The organism is Paraburkholderia flagellata (assembly GCF_021390645.1).
Taxonomy (GTDB): Bacteria; Pseudomonadota; Gammaproteobacteria; order Burkholderiales; family Burkholderiaceae; genus Paraburkholderia; species Paraburkholderia flagellata.
This window is the reverse complement of sequence record NZ_JAJEJT010000006.1, coordinates 15,319-34,360: the sequence shown is the minus strand read 5'-3', so window position 1 is coordinate 34,360 and position 19,042 is coordinate 15,319. Positions and strand designations below refer to the sequence as shown.

Below are 19,042 nucleotides of genomic sequence, written 5' to 3'. Positions count from 1 at the left end.
TGCCTGTGCAGGCCGACGAATTTCAATTGCGGAGGTTTGGGGAAACATGGATCGAAACAGGATTCTCATACTGGCTGTCGTGGTGCTGCTGCTCGTGGCGCTCTTTTGCGCCGGCGGCATGTATGTCGGTGGGCTGGCGTTCGTTCGCCTGGAAAAGCTGCCTGATTCTGCCGTGGGCTTCTTTACGCTGCGTGACTACTGGCGAGCCTACGGCGATGTGCATCAGGTCAAGCGCGTGCTGGTACTGTGCAATGCGATTGCGGTGTTGATCACTGCGATTCCGGTTGTGATTGCCGGACTGGCCGTCGCCACACTCGGGCGGCGCGCACTGCACGGCGATGCGCGCTTCGCGCGTGATAGCGAGATCCGCCGCGCGGGCCTGGTGGGAGACTGAGCATGGGCCACCGCTTTCCGGGCATCATCGTTGGCTATCACAAGCGCCTGGGCTACCTCGTCTACTACGGCCAGCAGTTCGTCCTGCTCGCCGCGCCCACGCGTTCCGGCAAGGGTGTCGGTATCGTGATCCCGAATCTGCTCACCTATCCCGATTCGGTCGTGGTGCTGGACCTGAAGCTGGAAAACTTCCGGTACACATCAAAGGTCCGTGCAGCCCACGGGCAAAAGGTGTTCCTGTTTGCGCCGTTTTCGGAAGACGGCGTGACGCACCGGTGGAACGTGTTCGATGCGGTGATGTCGTTTCCGCCGCACCTGCGCATCGGGGAAGTGATGTCGATCGGCGAAGCCTTCTGGCCGAGCCGGGTTGAGGCGAAGACGAAGTTTTTCCACGACAGCGCGCGCAACCTGTTCCTCGCACTCTCGCTGTACCTGATGGAGACGCCGGGCCTGCCGCTGACGCTAGGTGAGATTTTCCGTCAGGGCTCAGGCGCGGGCCGTCCGATCAAGCAGTTCGTGCAGGAAGTCCTGCGCACGCGCGCCACGGCGAGCGCAGCGGGTGCGGCCCTGAGTCCCGATTGCGTGGATGCCTTTAACCGCTTCCTGAGCATTCCGGACAACACCCTGGGTAACGTCACCGCGACGTTCAACGCGCCGCTGCTGGTGTTCGCGAATCCTGTCGTCGACGCCGCAACGAGCGCTTCGGACTTCGATCTGTCCGCTGTGCGCTCGCAGCGCATTTCGATCTACTTTGGCGTGACGCCGAACCGGCTTGATGACGCCGCACAGTTGATCAACCTGTTCTATTCGCAGCTGATCAAGCTGAACATGCGCGAGCTGCCCAAGGACAACCCGGCGCTGAAGTACCAGTGCGCGATGTTTCTCGATGAGGCGGCCGCGGTCGGAAAGATCGGAATCATTGACCAGTCGAACGCGTATATCGCGGGCTACAACATGCGCCTGGTCACGATCATCCAGAGCGTTGCGCAGCTGCAGCGCGAGGACATGTACGGCAAGGATGGCGCGCGCACGCTCGTCACCAACCACGGCATGCAGATTCTCTATCCCCCGCGCGAACAGGCCGATGCCCGGGAGTATTCGGAAATGCTGGGCTATTTCACGGCAGTCCAGCGCTCACGTGGCCGCAGCACAGGCAAGGGCGTGACGAAGAACAACGGCCAGACCGAGCAAAAGCGCGCGTTGATGATGCCCCAGGAACTGCGCGAGATGCCGCAGAAGGAGGAAATCATCATCACCGAGAACTGCAAGCCGATCCGCTGCGAGAAAGCCCTCTTCTACAAGGATCGCGCTTTCATCGATCTGCTCAAGGCCCAAAGCCCGACGCTTGCGGCCCTTGGCGAACGCATGCCAGACCAGGACCAGCTGGAGCTTGCCGCGCTGCAGTTGCGCGAACTGAGCGTACCCGTGCCGAAGATCGATATCGAGTCGATGTGGGCGCAGCGGCTGCAGGCGCGTGCGGTGCAGCCCGAGATACGGGAGGTCACGCGCGATGAGCTGGCGCTGCTCAAGGCCGAGGACATCGCGAACGCTGACGAAATCTTCGAGGCCATGTGTGGTACGTGGCCGTTTCTCCGAGAAATCAAGACTCTGACTGAATCAAGGGAGGTTGCAAACCATGAGTGAGAACAACGAAATCGGATTCCAGGGTGGTCTGGCGAGAGAAAACCCGTATCGAATGGTCCAGCCGGGTGTCACGTCCTCATGGGATGAGGCGGCGAACGATGTGAACGGCCGGAATGCCGATGGTCTGCGCCCGATCGAGGTTGCGGCACGCGCACTGAACGTCGTCGAGTTTCTGACAATCGCCTCGCAGCCTGACTTCAACCCGGCCGACGTCGATCCGCGTGCGCAGGCGAGCCTCGCGCGCGATGATGACTTTCCGCAAGCCGCGGAGCGGTACGACGCGTTTATCGAAGCTCTGGAGACATATGACAGGTTCGTGCGCGCAGCGCACCGCCTGCATCCCGAGCGCGAAATCGAGGATGCGCTGGAATCGCGTCTGGATGACGGCCTGCCGACTATCGAGACCGCCGATAACCCGCGCATCGCCCCGCTCGATATCGGCACGGCTGCCGCGAATGATGACAACGCCCGCAACGCGGCGAACGATCCGGACAAGACTCGTGCCCAGCCGACGCTTCAGCCGGATCTCGAGCGCGCGCGTCTTGCGCGCGCCGAAGACCGCGAGGCATTCGAGCGTGCGCAGGCGGATCTGGCAGCGCTGCTGGAGAAGAATGGCGGCCGTGTGGGAAAAGGCCCGGCTCAGGCGCCTCAAGCAGCGACGGAAACAGGCCGCGAGGCACAAGGCCAGCAGGCGGCTGATGGCGGGAAAGAGGGTGAGGGCAACGAGGTCAAGGCCGCGCCCATTTTCCGCGAAAAAGGCTATGAGGTACCTGCATCGGTGGTCGCACAGTACGTTGCCTTCGACGGCAAGTATCTGCATCGTCAGACGGAGGTTGTGCATTTCCACGACAAGGGCCGCAAGCTTTCGACGGATAGCGAAGACAAGGCGGTTGTGCGCAGCATGATCGAAGTCGCCAAGGCGAAAAACTGGGGCGAGGTCCAACTCAAAGGCAGCGAGGAATTCCGTCGCCAGGCATGGGTTGCAGCGGAACTGGCAGGCATCAAGTCGACCGGATTCAAGCCGAAGGCGCAGGACCGGGCGCTGCTGCAGGCGGCGCGCGAGGAAATGCGCATTTCGGCGGGAGAGCGCGAGGCGGGGCGCAGCGAGGGGGCAAACACGGTGGAGGTGTCCGCCGGCGCCCGCGCGGCTGAACAAAAGCCCGCTGAACAGGCACGTGCGGCCGCGGAGAAGCCCGCAGAGCCCCAGGCCGCCACGGAAAAAGCCGCAGCGCCGCAGGCTGACGATGCGGCGGCGGTGCAGGCTGCACGAGCAGCATTCATGGAGCGCGGCAGGGCAATCCAGGCCGGTGCGCGTCCCGGCTTCGACGCGTTGTCGGCAGATACCGCGCGCAAGGTGCTCGAACAGCGCATCAAGGGGTTCTCGCCGGAAGTCCAGGCGCGATTCCGCAACGACATGGAACGGCAGATTGAGGAAGCGCGCAAGGCAGACACACCGCTTGCGATTCCTGTACCCAAGGCCGACCGCATTCTGGTCGAGGCGGCAAAGATGCAGCAGGAGGCACCGGCGCGCGCAGCTGAGACTGCACCCGAAGTCCCGTCAGACATCGAGCGCTAGGCGAGCCCCGGTCGGGGGCCGGGCAGGCCCCTGACACCAATCAATTTTTCAGGAATCCAATCATGCACGTTTCAATCGTCAATTTCAGCGGCAACGTTGGAAAGAGCACCATCGCCAATCACGTGTTTGCCCCGCGCATGCCGGACGCGCCGATCATCCGCATTGAATCGGTGAATTCAGATGGCTCCGATGGCGCGACTATCCGCGGCGATCAGTTCCGCGAGATCCAGGAGGGCGTCCTCACGCTGACCGACTCGATCAGCGACGTGGGCGCGTCAAATGTGGAGGACTATGTATCGGGGCTGCGCAGCTTTCACGGTGCGCATGAAGACCTCGACTTCTTCATTGTGCCGACGGTGCCCGACGACAAGCAGATGGTGGACACCATCGCCACAATCGATGCGCTTTCGACTGAAATTGGAGTGCCTGCGCAGAAGATCCGGGTGGTATTCAACCGGGTAAACCAGCGGCATTCGGTCGAATCGCAGTTCGCGCCGATTTTCAACTGGCACAAGAAGGCGCGCGCGTGCGTCGTCGACCCAGCTGCCGCGATCTACAGCAACGAAATTTATTCGCTGTTGCGCGGTACGGACCAGAGCATCGTCGCGCTCGCTGCGGACGAAACCGATTATCGCGCCATGATTGCCGGGGCAGATGCGGCCGAACGGCAGCGCCTCGCTCGCATGATCTCGCGCAAGCGTCTGGCCGCGAGCGTAAAGGATGAACACGATCGTGTGTTCGCCATTCTGACACGTTAAGCGCGGCGAGCTGAGCGATGAACGGAAACCAGATTGAGAGTCTTCGCGATGCGATGCTCGAAGAGGCTGTCGGGCAGGTTATCGCGCTTGCGCAGAATATCGATGCACTGGTGCGCGCACTGGAAACGGCGGTTCCTAACGCGCGTTCAGAGATCGAAAAGGGCGGTGAGTTCGCCGCCCTGCGCTTTGCCCGGATGGCCGATGAACGCGTGGCGCAGTTCGTGAACGCAACCAGGGAGGTTTCCGCGCTCCGCGAGTTGTTGCTTGGCGAGGTCGCGAGCGCTGCAACGGCGCACAGCCTCAAGCTTTTCCGTGAAGAGGTCGCGAAGGCCGCGAACGACAGCCGCAGTGAGCGTATCCGCGATCTGGCGATTGCTGCGCTATTCGGAGCGCTGGGAGCGTTAGGCGTGGGCGGGCTTCTTCTCGCGGGACTTCACCTGACGCACTAAACAGGGCGTATCGCGCGCTGGGCGGGGGACGCCACCCAGCGCGTCGCAAGGTCATACCTATAACAAATTAGGAACCCTAATCATAATGACGGACTATCTCAGTATTGGTGCGAATACTGGTCGGCAGGAAAACAGGTCGCGGTTTGCTGCGATCTCGGCATTTGCCTGCCTGCTGATGCTTGTATTGCTGATGGCGATGCCTGTGCGTGCATGGGCGGGGGATGACTCCATGAAGCCGCAGCCGACAGGAGATTGGGTTCCGGTCAATACCGTATCGGTTGATGCCGCGACGGGCGACGATGGCTGGGTTGAGTTCGAGCCGGATTCGGTGGCGCCCCCTGGTGCGACGCAGGCCGCGAGCGTGAGCACTGCAGGTGCCTCGAAAGCCGAAGCCCCGCATACGGAGTCGCGCACGGTGACAGCGGAGGATCGCACTCCTGCCACGCGTCCGGTCGTGCCCGAAGTTGCTGCGGCTCGCACACAAGCGGCGTCTGCCGTGTCAGGTGACAGCCCGAGCAAAGCGGCTGCCGTTGGATCGGCGCCCGCCGTATCCGGCAAGCCGTTTTCGGGCAAGACGGTCAATGCGCAACTCGAGAAAATTGCTGCACCCAGCGCTCGTGGGTTGAGCGTACTCAAGCCGGCTGCTGCTGCTGCTGCTGCTGCTGCGGCGGCGGCGATCCGGGTGGAACCGAAAGTCCCGGCTTCGTCGGCCGTTGCCGCTTCGCAGGTCGTCCCGCCCGCGACGCAGCAAGCCGTGGTAACGCCTCAGTCGCGAACGATCGCTTCGTCCAACCCCGTATTGCCCGTCGTGCTGGCATCGCATGCGGCTTCGTCTGGCGCGCAACGGCGCGTCGTTGCCTCAGCCGCTGCTGCTACGGCGGCGGCCGCGGCAGTCACGGCATCGAGCGTTAGTCCGGCAGCAGCGGGTGGCGTCAGGCATGTCGGACCGACCGCCGCTTCGGGCGAACGTTTTATGACGGGGTCGGCTCTGGCGTTCGATGCGCCACGTCAGTCAGCGCTGGCTGACGCACCGTTGCAGCTTTCCTTCACCTCGCCTGTTGCGGGTGGGGCGATTGTGCCTGGAGCGCTACCGGGCGGCACAGCAGCAATGAATGGTTTTGAAGCGGCGATGGCGATTGCGGCGTCGGATTCTGACGCGAGCGCACCGCACGGCCAGTGGGAGAAGTCGCACAACGCCCAGTCGCAGAACGCGACGGACATGTTGCGTGAGCGGGTTAGCTCGGCAGCGGATTCGGCAATCGAGAAGTATCTGCGCCAGTTCGGCACCACGCGGCTGAACATCGGCGGTGGCAACAAGTTTCACGACTACAGCCTCGATATGCTGGTCGCGTTCAAACAGACAAAAGAAACTGTCTGGTTTACGCAACTGGGCTACCGGCGCTCGAACGCGTTGAGCACCTATTACCGGAACACTGCCAATCTCGGCCTCGGCATGCGCACCTATGTTGACGATTACCGCTGGCTGCTTGGTGCCAATGTTTTCTACGACCGTGACGTGACGCGTCAGCATCAGCGTTTGGGCGTGGGCCTCGAAGCGTGGACGGACTATCTGAAGCTGTCTGCGAACGGTTACATGCGCCTGACGAACTGGCGTGATTCCGAGGACATCGTGGGATACCGGGAGCGACCCGCCAACGGCTGGGATATCCGCGCGGAGGGCTATCTGCCACGGTTTCCGCAACTGGGCATGAAGCTCATGTACGAAAAGTACTATGGCGACAACGTGGGTTTGTTTGGCTCCAGTGCTCTCCAGAAGAGCCCCAGCGCCGTCACGGTTGGACTGACCTGGCAACCGGTGCCGCTTATTGGCTTCGACGTCAATTACCGGCGCGGGCAGGGCGGCCATTCGGATGGCGGCGTAATGGCGACACTTGCCTACCGCATGGGTGTGCCGCTGAAGGATCAACTGGACCCTGAAGGCGTGAGCGAGTCGCGACAGATCCGCTTTAGCCGCCTCGATCTCGTGAACCGCAACAATGAGATCGTACTGCAGTACCAGAAGAAGCAAGGCCATATCAGCCTGCAGTCGAGCGTCAGCGGCTATCCGGACAATACTGTGCGGTTTGCGGTCAACGCGTATTCGGGCGTGGGCTTCAAGTCGCTCTCGTGGGAGGGCACGGCTAGCTCGTTTGCACAAGCCTATGGCGGCGGCAGCAGCGGTACCTTGAATCTCCCTGCCTACACGCCGGGCGGCACGAATACGTATGATCTGCGCCTTGTCGGCCAGGAGAAAGACGGGACGCGTGTCACCTCTAACACAATGACTGTGACGGTTAGTGAGACGCAGCTGACGCTCGCGGCCTCAAAGGCATCAGCGCTCGCGAATGGCGCGGACAGTGTGACGTTTACCGCGACGGTAACGAGCAACAGCGGCGCAGGCGTGGCGGGGCAGACTGTCCGATGGACCGTGCCTAGTGGCACTACATTGGTTTCGTCAACGACACTGACCAACGGTGCGGGCGAAGCGACTGCAACGGTGACTACGACCACGGCGGGGGTGGTTACGATGCAAGCGCTCGATAGCTCCTCGTCGGCGACGGCCAGCGCGAGCACGACCTTTACGGCGGATAACTCGACGGCGAACGTGGCGACGCTGACGGCCTCACCTTCAACGATTGCCGCCAATGGCAGCAGCAACACGACGCTTACGGCGACGCTCAAGGATGCGAACGGCAATGCGATCGGCTCGGGCGTCATGGTTGCATGGAGCACGACGCTGGGCACGCTGTCGGCGACCACCAGCACCACCAACAGTAACGGCCAGGCGACCGTGACGCTCACTTCGACCACGGCGGGCACGGCGACGGCCACAGCTGCGGCAACGGCCGGCAAGAAGACCGCAGCCGTACTGTTCGTGGCGGACGCGACGACGGCCACTGTCTCGGCGCTGAGCGCATCGCCAACGAGCATCACAGCCAACGGTACCGCCACCTCAACGCTGACAGCCACGCTTAAGGATGCGAACGGCAATGCGCTCGGCGCGGGCCTGACGGTGACGTGGAACGCCACGGCGGGCACGCTCTTGGCGAGCAGCAGCACGACCAACAGCAGCGGCCAGGCGACGGTCACGCTTACCTCGTCCACTACGGCGGGCACGGCAACGGTCACGGCTACGGCTACGGCTACGGCAGGCAGTAAGGCTGCGTCGGTGGCATTTACTGCAGATCCGTCGACGGCCACAGTCTCTGCTCTTGACGCATCGCCAACGAGCATCACGGCCAACGGCAGCAGCACGTCGACGCTGACAGCCACGCTCAAGGATGCGAACGGCAATGCGCTTGGCGCGGGTCTGACGGTGACGTGGAGCACGACGGCGGGGACGCTCTCGGCGACAACCAGCACGACCAACAGCAGCGGCCAGGCGACGGTTACACTCACTTCGTCCACTACGGCGGTCACGGCGACGGTCACGGCGACGGCAGTAGCAGGTAGCAACGCCGTATCGGTGACGTTCGTCGCTGACACCTCGACGGCCACAGTATCGGCGCTAAGCGCATCGCCTTCGAGCATCACAGCTAACGGCACCAGCACCTCGACGCTGACGGCCACGCTCAAGGATGCGAACGGCAACGCGCTCGGCGCGGGCCTGACGGTTACGTGGAGCGCGTCGGCGGGCACGCACTCGGCAAGCAGCAGCACGACCAACAGCGGCGGCCAGGCGACGGTCACGCTCACCTCGTCCACCACGGCGGGCACGGCAACGGTCACTGCGGCGGCTACGGCAGGTAGCAAGACCGCATCGGTGGAGTTTGTTGCTGATACGTCGACGGCCACGGTTTCGTCGCTGAGCGCATCGCCTTCGAGCATCACGGCCAACGGCACCAGCACCTCGACGCTGACGGCCACGCTCAAGGACGCGAATGGCAACGCGCTCGGCGCAGGCCTGACGGTAACGTGGAGCAAGACGGCGGGCACGCTCTCGGCGACAAGCAGCACGACCAACAGCAGCGGCCAGGCGACGGTCACGCTCACCTCGTCCACTACGGCGGGCACGGCGACGGTTACTGCGGCGGCCACCGCAGGCAGCAACACGGCATCGGTGACGTTCGTCGCTGACACCTCGACGGCCACGGTTTCGTCGCTGAGCGCATCGCCTTCAAGCATCACGGCTAACGGCACCAGCACCTCGACGCTGACGGCCACGCTCAAGGATGCAAATGGCAATGCGCTCGGCGCGGGCTTGACGGTGACGTGGAGCAAGACGGCGGGTACGCTCTCTGCGACGACAAGCACCACCAATAGCAGCGGTCAGGCGACGGTCACGCTCACCTCGTCCACCACGGCGGGCACGGCGACCGTCACAGCGGCGGCTACGGTAGGCAGCAAGAGCGCCTCGGTGACCTTCGTTGCTGACTCATCGACTGCACGCGTGGTGTCCCTGACGCAGACGGCAACGACGGGCACCGCTGACGGCAGCAGCACGATCACCTTCACCGCCCTGGTCGAGGACGCGAATGGGAACGTGGTGAGCGGAGCGTCGGTGAGCTGGTCAACGACGCTTGGAACGCTCTCAGCAAGCTCAAGCACGGCGAATTCGAGCGGTTATGCGACGGTGACGCTTACCGCGCCTTCTTCTGCTGGCACAGCGACGGTGGCTGCATCGGCCACGGCTAGCAGCAAGAGTGCAAGTGTGACGTACACCAGTTCCAGCGCTGTAATTCAGAGCATCTCCTACACCATCACCGCAAGTGGCGGCTCTAACGAGACCGTGACAGTAACGGCTACTGTGACGGACAGTTCAGGGAATGCATTGCCTGGAGCCACAATTAACTGGAGCGTGGCAGTGGACAGTTACGCCAGTGCGACTCTAGGCGCTTCCTCATCTACGACAGACTCAAGCGGAAAAGCGACGGTCACAGTTAGTGCAACAGGTTTGAGCACAGGCACTTACGGCCACATCACGGTGACGGCAACGTCGAACTACAACTCGAATTCCGTCACCTGGGCAATTCAAGGGTATGACGGCTCAAACGGGGGTTAGTGCAGTCAGCGCAACACTAAGAATCTGACTCTTCGAGGAGAGGGGGCGAAAGCCCCCTTTATGCTTGGGTCGTTCCTGATAGCCAAATCCGCTTCGGGCGGTGACAGGATGACAAAATGGATATCGATCGCCAATCGACGTGAAGGAAGATACTCGAACTCGTGCAGCGAGATGCCCTGCGAATTCCCCGACAGAAGACTATTGTGACGATCGCGACCGCTTCCGATTGCTAGCGAAGATCAAAAGTCTATACACCGCATATTCTCGATTTTCATTTCAAATACTTTCAACAATTCACCGAATCGGAAGTTTCACCGTTTCCATTTTTAACCAGTAAGATCAACGCGGGCATTCGTTTTTTGTGCAAGTGAGGAGTTGAAACGGAACACGCCGCAGGCAGCGCTCATAGCTAAGAGGCGAATGCTTAGGGCGCGCGGGAAATTCAATCCGCATTCTCTAGTCGAGACGCACGAACTGTAATGCCGCGAAATAAAGTGCCGCCGAAAACGCTTTGACATGAGCGTTAAACGCCCATAGAATGAATACAACTGATCGGGAACAACGAGAGGTCAGTTAGGTTCTTGTCCCGTAACTCAATTTGTTTGAAGAGGTCAATATGAAGAAGATCGCATTTGTAGTCCTCACGGTTATCGCAGGTTTCCAGTTCGGGAACGTTCACGCTGCCGATACTGACGCGAAGCAATCCGCGCAGGCGACGTCGGCCAAACAAACGCACTTCAACGACGCCTGGAACGTCTCCGCCAACGGAATCCGGCACCCGTTGCTCGATGGCGAACCGCAGACGCGCGCAAACTGGGATTACTCCAGCGCTCATGATGTCGATGGCTACGCGGTGCCGCGCTCGTAAGCCTCCTGTCTGACACAAAATGGGGAGGGCGCGTGCCTTCCCCAACCGACCACAATCATAGAAGGGGTAGCAAATCATGAAGAAGATGCTTTTCGTCGCTCTGGCGCTCGCTGCCGGTGTTCACGCAACTGCACAGGCCGCCGATGCACAGGCCTCGAACGCTAACGCGCAACTGACCGTCAAGCAGATGCACGCCAACGACACCTGGAAAGTGTCGCCAAACGGTATCCGTCACCCGCTGCTCGATGGCGATCCTCAGACGAGCGCAAACTGGGATTACTCCGTCGATCACGATGTCGATGGCTACCCGGTGCCGCGCTCGTAAGCCGCCTGACTGAAACCAGACGGGGAGGGCGTGTGCCTTCCCCAAACAATCTCGCACATTGAAGGGGTAGCAAAATCATGAAGAAGATGCTTTTCGTGGCTCTGGCGTTCGCCGCAGGTTCTCACGTAACTGCTCAGGCTGCGGAAGTGCAGGCCGCAAACGCTAACGCGCAACCGACCGTCAAGCAGATGCACACCAACGACACCTGGAATGTCTCCTCGAACGGAATCCGACATCCGCTGCTCGATGGCGAGCCGCAAACAGGCGCAAATTGGGACTACTCCAGCGCTCACGATGTGGATGGTTACGCTGTGCCGCGATCGTAATCGGATCAAAGTGGGGCAGTCATGGGTGGAGGAAAGAGGGGGCGGGAGTCCCCTTTTTTCATTGCGCTGCGCTGGGAGAGTCGTACCGTAAAATAGGAGGTTTCTTCATTGGACCCAGGTCAAGACACCGCTACTGCCTCGTGGGCGAGCTGTCGATGCCGCGTGAATCTCATGATGCCTTCACACCTGCCCTATCCGAAAGGCGACTTGCGCCGGATGCTGACTGTACTTGCTGCAATTGAAGTTCTGCCCGTAGCGACGATCCAGCTTGTCGCGGAGTCTGTGGGACTGGACCGGCGGACCGTGAAGCACCTGATCGATCAGGCACGCGAAGAGGCCTGTGTATCGATCCGCAAGGATGGTTCTGTGTATTCGATCATCAACTGGGGGCCGGTCCTCAGAAAGGAGGCGGCCATTCGGGCGCTACGGACCGGTTTGTATCCGGAAGCAAAGAACGCCTAAACGATGTGCGAAGCGAGCCACGTTTGAGCGCGCATTCTCGCGCATGGGTGATTTATTGCGGTGAAAGAAACGGTAGCACTGCTGCGCTCGTTCGTCGGTGCCATGCCCGCGCATGTTGCAAGAATCCGAAAGAAAACAAAGCACTGTCCGGCATGTTTCGTCGATAAAATTACAGCGTTTTCCTGCACATTTCCGGCAGGATGACTCGCACCGAAAGGTCCGCGCGCCGCAGCGCGACAACTCTTTCCTCGTCATCTTCCCCAGCATAGGGTTTGGTCACCCGTGATGCAGCCCATGCCGCTTACCGGCAGCCGTTGGCAATCGGCGGCTGGATGCGGCCGCACTATCAGAGCCGGCTACGCCCGCGCGCGGTGATTTTTCGTGTGTGATATCACGAGGACGTGTCGTCGATAGGCCGGAGAGCTGGGCGCATAAGGTGCGGACGGGGGCGAGCGATGGGGTGAGATTGTTCCGCTGCAACTGGTTTTCATTACGCGTCGTTACAAACAATAAGTCAGATACACACAGATGAGGAATGCAACCCACCTGCGCAGCGCGACCGGCATCAAGCTGAAACTCGCGGAGGCTCCTGTATCACCGGGGCTAGCATGAATGGAAAAACCGCTCGATCGCCTCATAGCTTGGCTATGCTTGCTTCGTGGGTCCGCGGCCTGTTCGGCGCGTTGATCTTCGGTCCTGCCTTGATGCTCTTTGCCTTTTTGGCGTTCGACAGTAGCCTTTCATTTTCTAATCTAGCCAGCGACTATTACAGGGTTGCAGCGCTGGAGACGACGCGCCCAGCAACGCCGGGCTTTATTTCGGTCGCTGCGTGTCCAGGCGTCTCAGCCTCGCTGCAAGCGCTTTCTGCATGTCCCGATGCCCAGCTGACGCTCGTCCCGGTGTCGAAGCTCGAGAGCGTAATGGCGGCGCGGTTGCGTTTCCTGTACGTTGTGTCCGTGGTGGCATCGGCGTTTGTGGTTGTGGCTTTCCGGTTCCTGCGCCGGACGCTCGCGGGTGTGCCCGGTGCGTGCAGCTGGCCTCCCGTCGAGAAGCCTGCTTCGCCTTTCGACTTCGCGGGAGTTGCCCCTCCCGTTGCATCCAATCGGAAGCAGGCGAGCGGCGCGGTCACGTTTGAGTCTGGCGCACGGCAAGGTGCATTGAGCTACCGTTACCGCGATACGCCAGGAAAGTGATCCGTCAGAGAGCGACTTCACTGAAGCTGAAAACGAGCCCGCCGTTTGCGGGCTTTTTTGTGTTTGCTTGCCAGACCTGAAGCGGTTACGAGCTCGCGCGGCCGCCGGTGATCCAGTGAGCAAGCCTGCGCTTCTTCGACGCGAGATGCGTTTCTTTGAGCCCGTCCGCAAAGGGATAAGAGTGGTGTAACGCGCACGGTTATATTCAAATCATGACGCACCAAGAAATGTAGTGTCTGTATAATTACGCGACGCGAACACATTCGTTCCCCCCGTTCTTTGCTCGCTAAGGGACGACGCGGCGATGTTCGTCCGAACGAACAACTGCACGAGGGAGATTGTTTATGAAAAGAGTCATTGCGACGTTGGTCATTGCTGCATCGGGCATCGTCGTTGATACGTCGGCTCATGCGAGTGATGCCTGCCAGACGATTTTGTGCCTGGCAGGCATGCTATCCGGCTCGGGGGGTGGCAGCAGCTGCGATTCCGCAGTGGCCGACTACTTCAATATCGTCCCGACGCGTCACGGTCATCCGGATCTCTCCGCCATGCCCAAACAACGCCTGGCATTCCTGAATCAATGCACGTCAGACGTCGGCACCTGGAAGACAGACATTAATAACGCGTATGGACAAACGTATTGAGCGAGCGCGCAGCCAGGGAAGCGTTAGCGAGAGCCGCTTCGTGACTAGCCACTTGATTCTTCTGGATGACGGTGCGTTTTTTATCAAGCGCAGTATCAATGGTGACGCGGGCTCGGCGAGCGGGCATCTTCTGCACCGGTGTGGCACCGGCCTTGGTGAGGTCGATGCGTATGAATGTGTCGGCATCTATGAGCGCGAGCCGTCCGGCGCATGGGGCGCATCCATCAATGTACCGGGTGCCGGAACGACCGGCAGCAACACACGCAGGCTTGGGCCGTTCAGGACCAACCACGACGCGATAACGGCTCTGTGGAAGGCGAGACGTGACACGTGCTATACGACTCAGGAGTAGCGCAAGCAGCGCTCCGCACCGGCCGGCAGCCGGAAATGAAACTGGAACCGATGAAAGTCTCCGCCCATGAAGCCCGCCGCGCTCACCGTACGGCGAAGCGTACGCGAAACGAGGTTGTCATCACGCGCAAGGCCGTAATCCGCGCATTTTCTGCCCCCGGCATGTCCCGTCAGGTGGCAATGGAGATCGTGCGGACGTACATGGGCAGCAGTCCCGTTCCTCCAGCATGGGGGCGGTTGGGTGTGCGCGGGACGTTCGGTGGCAAGATCGAGCGGCGCTGGTCGAGGTTTATCCGGCGTCTGCGCCCGGCCGGTTATGAGGATACGCAACGGCACTGGCTTCAGCCGTTTGTGCAGACCCCGCATGACTTTGGAATTGACCCGGAACAGCGCGGCGCTGCCCCGAGCGTGAAGGAATTGCGAACCGCACGGCACGCTGGCCGATGAAGTCGGGGTGCCGGCAAGATTCGGACTTTTTCGTACGCTAGGCGTTTAGAGGTGACTTTCCGAATGTCGCTGAACGACCGAGGCTGTGTGGAAACTCGGAACGCAGATTTGACGTGCAAAAAATCTGATTTGACGACTATAGAGCCGCGTTGCGCTCTCGGAATCAATCGATCAACCGAGAGATGTTGGGTGGCTGCGCTACCTTACCGCAAGCCGTTTCCCGGCATATGCTGGAAGGCCTGGGTGCCTCACGCACCCACTAGCCGCATGGCCCTCATGGTTCGCGAGAATCCCAATATCGCCATCACGCGCTTGAGGTTATACGCCAGCACATGCAGGCTCATCTCAGTACTGACATTGGATAACCTGCGCGTCAGGAAGTGCGTATAGCCCATCCAGTGCTTGAACGTTCCGAAGACATGTTCAACGGTTCGCCTGCGCACCATCATCGCATCCGGCATCCTGTCCAGTCTCCGCTGCGCAGCTTCCAGTACAGACTCGTGTTCCCATCGGGTGATCCGTCGATAGTCACTCGGCGTACATTTTGATTTGATTTCACAACGAGGACAGGCACTACTCCAGTAGCGATGCAGTTGCATGCCATGCTCCTCACGTGCGAAGCGGTGGATCGCACGTTGCCCGGCTGGACAGAGGTATTCGTCATCGCGCGCGATGTAGATGAAGTCTGCTCTGTCGAAGCGGCCATGCGCATTGGCGCCTGATGTCAGGTTCTTCGGCAGAATGGCGAGAATGCCTGCATCCGTGCAAGCTTTTATCTGTGGGCCGCTGTAGTATCCACGGTCGGCGATGACCTTCAATCTTTTCCTACCCATGGCATCACGAGCAGCTTGCGCCATCGGATTGAGCTGTGCCCGGTCGTGTCCAGAGTTCGTTACCTCATGCGCAACGATGAGGTGGTGCCTGGCGTCTACGGCCACCTGCACGTTATAGCCGACCATACCAGAGCCTCTGCCGCTGGTCGCCATGGAGCGTGCATCAGGGTCAGTCAGAGACAGCTGGCCATCCGGTTGCGTCTTGAGTTCTTCTTTGATCTGTTCGAGGCGATGCATTTGATCGCGCAATTGCCCGATCTTCTCCTGCAGGCGAGCTGTCTTCGCTTCAAATTCGGGCGGCTGCGTCCGGTCAGCCGTTTCCAGCGCACTCAGGTAGCGCTGGACGCTCTCCTCAATCTGCTGCTGCCGCTTATCGATCTTGCCCGTCGTGAAGTTACGGTCGCGAGTGTTCGATGCCTTGAACTTGCTTCCATCAATGGCGACCAGTGCCTGTGAGAACAGCTTCAGATCACGGCACAGCACGACAAACCGGCGGCAGACGTTGCGGATGCCGGTGCCGTTGTCTCGTCGAAAGTCAGCTATCGTTTTGAAGTCCGGTATCAGTCGGCCTGTGAGCCACATCAGCTCAACATTGCGCTGACATTCGCGCTCCAGGCGGCGGCTCGATTGAATCCGGTTGAGGTAGCCGTAGATGTATATCTTCAGCAGCACTGCCGGATGGTAGGAGGGGCGACCTGTAGTCGACGGTGTGACACCTTCGAAACCCATCGATTCCAGTTCCAGCTCTTCGACGAAGGCCTCGATGATCCTCACCGGGTTATCCTCAGTAACGAAATCATCCAGACATTCTGGCAACAAAGTTACCTGCTTGCGGTCTTCGCCTTCAACGAATCGCTTCATGAATCCCCCGACCCGAACGCGTTGATTCAGTTTAGGTGATCAATGCGTTTTCACACAGCCTCGACCCTTAAGCGACATCCGTCGATGCCGAGAGCGGACGTCCGCAACCGTCACGGCTTGCAATGTGTGGGCGCGGTATCGGCGCGGACTTATCGTGTCGGTTATAACGTCGTCGACTGGCGCATCTCGTATCTCGCGCATGTAACATGTATAAGCTGGCAGTACCCTTGCAGCCACCGTCGCATCGGTTTCCGTATCGCCCTGCCAGGCAACCGCTCAATCATCTGCCTGTGAATCGCCTCACACTCTGAAGCTTCTGTGAATCCAGTTTAAGGTCATCGATTGTTTCTCTATCTGGATCGACCGGACTAGGCCAGATAATGGCTAGCTGATATCCAAGACTATCCAGATGCTGTAGCCTAAGTTCCAGGATGGTTGACGGATCGGTGTCACGAGGTAAATTCACCACTAGTGGTGCGATATTAGACAAATCCGGCCACTGATTCTTCTGCAAATCAAAGTCACTTACTTGCCTATCCAAGATTTTTTTTCTAGTTGGATCGCGCTCTCTGCTCGCGCGATCCTTCAAAGCGTCAAACTCGCTCGCTGTAATAGATCCAAATTCTCCGATTATCTTTGCGATACGCGTGCTTGGGTATTTTCCGTTTAATGAATCGAAGAGCTTGCTGGCATAATAGTGATGTTGTGGTAGATCAACCTTAACCGATGAAAATTCTCCATAGATGTCGCTAAGGTAACGGTGTCCAATTGTAGATTTTAGGCCATAAGCCTTGATCGAAGCGACGCATTCCGACAGAAATGCCATCATATCATTGGGTTTCAACGACTTGCCGAAGAGCGACCCCGTGAAGCGATATATACACCACCCGGGCTCATTAATTACCTCGAATGCATATATGACATCTTTATTGGCAGCCGCAATTTTTAAAATAGGTTCTAATGTGCCTATGATAAATTCCCTGCGGATAGAAGGGTTCTCAGCAATAGATCTACGTCCTCCCGGCCAGTCGCCGTGCGTCGGCACAAACCTTCCAGCGCCCAATGGAAGATCTCCTTTCGGTTCGTCGAAAAAAGCGAAATCAATCAATACAGGAATGATTTGCACATTTGCCTGCCTGCAAATATTCAGTAGAAGGGCGAAATCTTCGAGAAATGACTTGTCCACACTCGCCGGCGGATGGAAGTCCCAGAAATTCCCTCGATCGTTGGCAAATCCAACCTCGACTGTCCCATCATAATTTGCGCCATTTCCCATTAGCCACATGCGTATTACGGTGATGCCTGCATCCCTCAGCGTCTTGAAATTGTTTTCCATCTTATTGTCTTGAGTCCATGACTGTGGCTTCCCACGGGGAGTAAGATTAGGGCCAATGGTAATGTACCGATTGGCGGGCCAAGGATAATTGAGTCCTACTAGCATTTCATTTCCCCAAGAAACGGCCAGTTAGCATTTCATCGATCACACAATTGAGTCGACGCGCAGAAGTTCTATTCATCGGAGGTCCAGTCGATAACCGGCCTACGGGGATAAGTGTTCCTGGTAAAAGCGCTTGATTTTGGCTAACCTGGCGTTTTCACTGATGCCGGGGTGGTGGATGAAGTGTGTGGTAGTGCTGGAGGCTGTCGAGGGGCTGACTTTGCAGCAGATGTCGATCAATCACCGTCATCAAGATACACGCACACGTGCGGCGGGCCTGCTGATGCTCGGACGTGGCCTCAAGCCCCGTGCCATTGCGGCCGACCTGGGCGTGAGCGGTCAAAGCGTGTACAACTGGTCGCACGCGTGGCGCGAGCGTGGCATATGCGGTTTGATGGGCTCCCACAACGGCGGCCGGCATGCGCTGTTGACTGAAGCCCAGATTGCCGTAGCCCTTGAAATCGCACGCTCCAAACCTCTGACGCTGGGACGCATCGCACAACGCGTCGAAGCCGCGCTTAATGAATCGCTGCCCTGCAAGATCGAAACGCTGGGTGAAGCGCTCAAGCGCAACGGTTTTTCGTTCAAGCGCAACCGCTACTCGCTCAAAAAAAGCGCAATGAAGAAGCGTTCGCCATGAAAGAGGCCACACTCGAGAAGCTCCAGCAGGCCGCGCGCGAGGGTGCCGTGCGGTTGTTGCATCTTGATGAGGCGGGCTTCCATGCTTCGCCGCCTGTCCAGCGCAGTTGGTCACCACGAGGTTTGCCCCATCAGGTCGAGCCGAATCATCAATGCCGTCGCAGCGTGATCGGCGCGCTGGACTTCGGCCATAACACGCTGATCCACGCCGCGCATAGCGGAACGATCAAAGCCCCGAATGTCGAGCACTTCATCGACGGCGTGCTCGCGGGCGCCGCCGGAATGCCCACTGTAATCGTGCTGGACAACGTGAGTATCCATCACGGTATTAGCAAGGAAGCACGACAACGTTGGCTTCTTGAACATAAGACGGTCCTGTTCTACCTGCCGGCCCACAGTCCTGAACTGAACATGATCGAGATCGTATGGCGGCACCTGAAATACCGATGGCGAAGCGCCCTGACATGGAAACGCGAGACCATCGACACCGAACTTAACGCACTGCTAAACAAGTACGGCCCCGATTTTCAAATAGATTTTTCGTGAACACTTAAAAACGAACTGGCCTCGGCCGGGAAGTGGCGAAAGACACTCCTCGAATTTGGGATTGGTCACGCCCGGCCCCCAAAGCATAAGATCCCGCCGCTGAAGCCTAACTAAGGCCGCCTCCCATAAAAAGAGGCTCTGTCTTGATCCGCGGCCATTGCGCAGATCCCAGCGCTACAAGACTCATCGCGTGTGCTCCTCCGCTCATGCACTGCGTCCGGCCCACAGGAATGAGCCGGCACTATCTCTCATGTCGGCCGCGCAAACCGGCGACGACCCGCAAGGTT

General features: G+C 59.4%; 18 protein-coding genes. 16 read left to right on the top strand and 2 right to left on the bottom strand.

Annotated elements, in window-relative coordinates; all coding sequences use genetic code 11:
* The first annotated feature begins 46 nt into the window (after window positions 1-46).
* The 14 genes from L0U83_RS39605 (at window position 47) to L0U83_RS39540 (ending at window position 14,438) form a co-directional block, all read left to right on the top strand.
* A complete protein-coding gene (locus L0U83_RS39605; protein WP_233890057.1) occupies window positions 47-394 on the top strand; it encodes a hypothetical protein in 348 nt (115 codons plus the stop codon).
* 2 nt (window positions 395-396) lie between these two features.
* Window positions 397-2,037, top strand: coding sequence for a type IV secretory system conjugative DNA transfer family protein (locus L0U83_RS39600; RefSeq protein WP_233890056.1), 1,641 nt, complete (start codon window positions 397-399; stop codon window positions 2,035-2,037).
* Window positions 2,030-3,613, top strand: coding sequence for an LPD7 domain-containing protein (locus L0U83_RS39595; RefSeq protein ID WP_233890055.1), 1,584 nt, complete (start codon window positions 2,030-2,032; stop codon window positions 3,611-3,613). The genes L0U83_RS39600 and L0U83_RS39595 overlap by 8 nt, the downstream gene beginning before the upstream one ends.
* A gap of 62 nt (window positions 3,614-3,675) precedes the next feature.
* Entirely contained in the window at window positions 3,676-4,371 is a 696-nt protein-coding gene (gene stbB, locus L0U83_RS39590; protein WP_233890054.1) for a StbB family protein, read from the top strand.
* Window positions 4,372-4,388: 17 nt separating this feature from the next.
* A complete protein-coding gene (locus L0U83_RS39585) occupies window positions 4,389-4,820 on the top strand; it encodes a hypothetical protein (RefSeq protein WP_233890053.1) in 432 nt (143 codons plus the stop codon).
* Between the two features lie 229 nt (window positions 4,821-5,049).
* Window positions 5,050-9,822 (top strand): Ig-like domain-containing protein, encoded by a 4,773-nt coding sequence (locus L0U83_RS39580; protein ID WP_233890052.1) that lies wholly within the window; start codon window positions 5,050-5,052, stop codon window positions 9,820-9,822.
* Between the two features lie 598 nt (window positions 9,823-10,420).
* Window positions 10,421-10,690, top strand: a complete 270-nt coding sequence (locus L0U83_RS39575) for a hypothetical protein (protein ID WP_233890051.1) — start codon at window positions 10,421-10,423, stop codon at window positions 10,688-10,690.
* 76 nt (window positions 10,691-10,766) lie between these two features.
* Window positions 10,767-11,015, top strand: coding sequence for a hypothetical protein (locus tag L0U83_RS39570; protein WP_233890050.1), 249 nt, complete (start codon window positions 10,767-10,769; stop codon window positions 11,013-11,015).
* Between the two features lie 77 nt (window positions 11,016-11,092).
* Window positions 11,093-11,341, top strand: a complete 249-nt coding sequence (locus L0U83_RS39565; protein ID WP_233890049.1) for a hypothetical protein — start codon at window positions 11,093-11,095, stop codon at window positions 11,339-11,341.
* 171 nt (window positions 11,342-11,512) lie between these two features.
* Window positions 11,513-11,803: a hypothetical protein gene (locus L0U83_RS39560; protein ID WP_233890212.1), complete on the top strand. Its 291-nt coding sequence runs from the start codon at window positions 11,513-11,515 to the stop codon at window positions 11,801-11,803.
* A gap of 608 nt (window positions 11,804-12,411) precedes the next feature.
* Complete coding sequence (locus tag L0U83_RS39555; RefSeq protein WP_233890048.1) at window positions 12,412-12,996, top strand: hypothetical protein; 585 nt, start codon at window positions 12,412-12,414, stop codon at window positions 12,994-12,996.
* A 344-nt stretch (window positions 12,997-13,340) separates the two neighbouring features.
* Window positions 13,341-13,640 carry a TrbM/KikA/MpfK family conjugal transfer protein gene (locus L0U83_RS39550; protein WP_233890047.1) on the top strand — a complete coding sequence of 100 codons (300 nt, stop codon included), beginning with the start codon at window positions 13,341-13,343 and terminating at the stop codon, window positions 13,638-13,640.
* Window positions 13,624-13,992: a hypothetical protein gene (locus tag L0U83_RS39545; RefSeq protein ID WP_233890046.1), complete on the top strand. Its 369-nt coding sequence runs from the start codon at window positions 13,624-13,626 to the stop codon at window positions 13,990-13,992. Before L0U83_RS39550 ends, L0U83_RS39545 begins: the two co-directional genes overlap by 17 nt.
* 35 nt (window positions 13,993-14,027) lie before the next feature.
* A complete protein-coding gene (locus L0U83_RS39540) occupies window positions 14,028-14,438 on the top strand; it encodes a hypothetical protein (RefSeq protein WP_233890045.1) in 411 nt (136 codons plus the stop codon).
* Window positions 14,439-14,686: 248 nt separating this feature from the next.
* Here the strand turns inward: L0U83_RS39540 and L0U83_RS39535 are convergent, their stop codons facing one another.
* On the bottom strand, window positions 14,687-16,132 hold the full coding sequence (locus L0U83_RS39535) for an IS1182 family transposase (RefSeq protein WP_233890044.1): 1,446 nt from the start codon (window positions 16,130-16,132) through the stop codon (window positions 14,687-14,689).
* Window positions 16,133-16,412: 280 nt separating this feature from the next.
* Entirely contained in the window at window positions 16,413-17,468 is a 1,056-nt protein-coding gene (locus tag L0U83_RS39530; protein WP_233890043.1) for a hypothetical protein, read from the bottom strand.
* Between the two features lie 235 nt (window positions 17,469-17,703).
* On the opposite strand from L0U83_RS39530, the gene L0U83_RS39525 reads away from it, so the two are divergent.
* Both L0U83_RS39525 and L0U83_RS39520 read left to right on the top strand, forming a co-directional pair.
* The gene (locus L0U83_RS39525) at window positions 17,704-18,210 is read left to right on the top strand and encodes a helix-turn-helix domain-containing protein (protein WP_233890042.1); all 507 of its coding nucleotides are present in this window, start codon (window positions 17,704-17,706) and stop codon (window positions 18,208-18,210) included.
* Window positions 18,207-18,755: an IS630 family transposase gene (locus L0U83_RS39520; RefSeq protein WP_233890041.1), complete on the top strand. Its 549-nt coding sequence runs from the start codon at window positions 18,207-18,209 to the stop codon at window positions 18,753-18,755. The genes L0U83_RS39525 and L0U83_RS39520 overlap by 4 nt, the downstream gene beginning before the upstream one ends.
* Window positions 18,756-19,042: the final 287 nt, after the last annotated feature.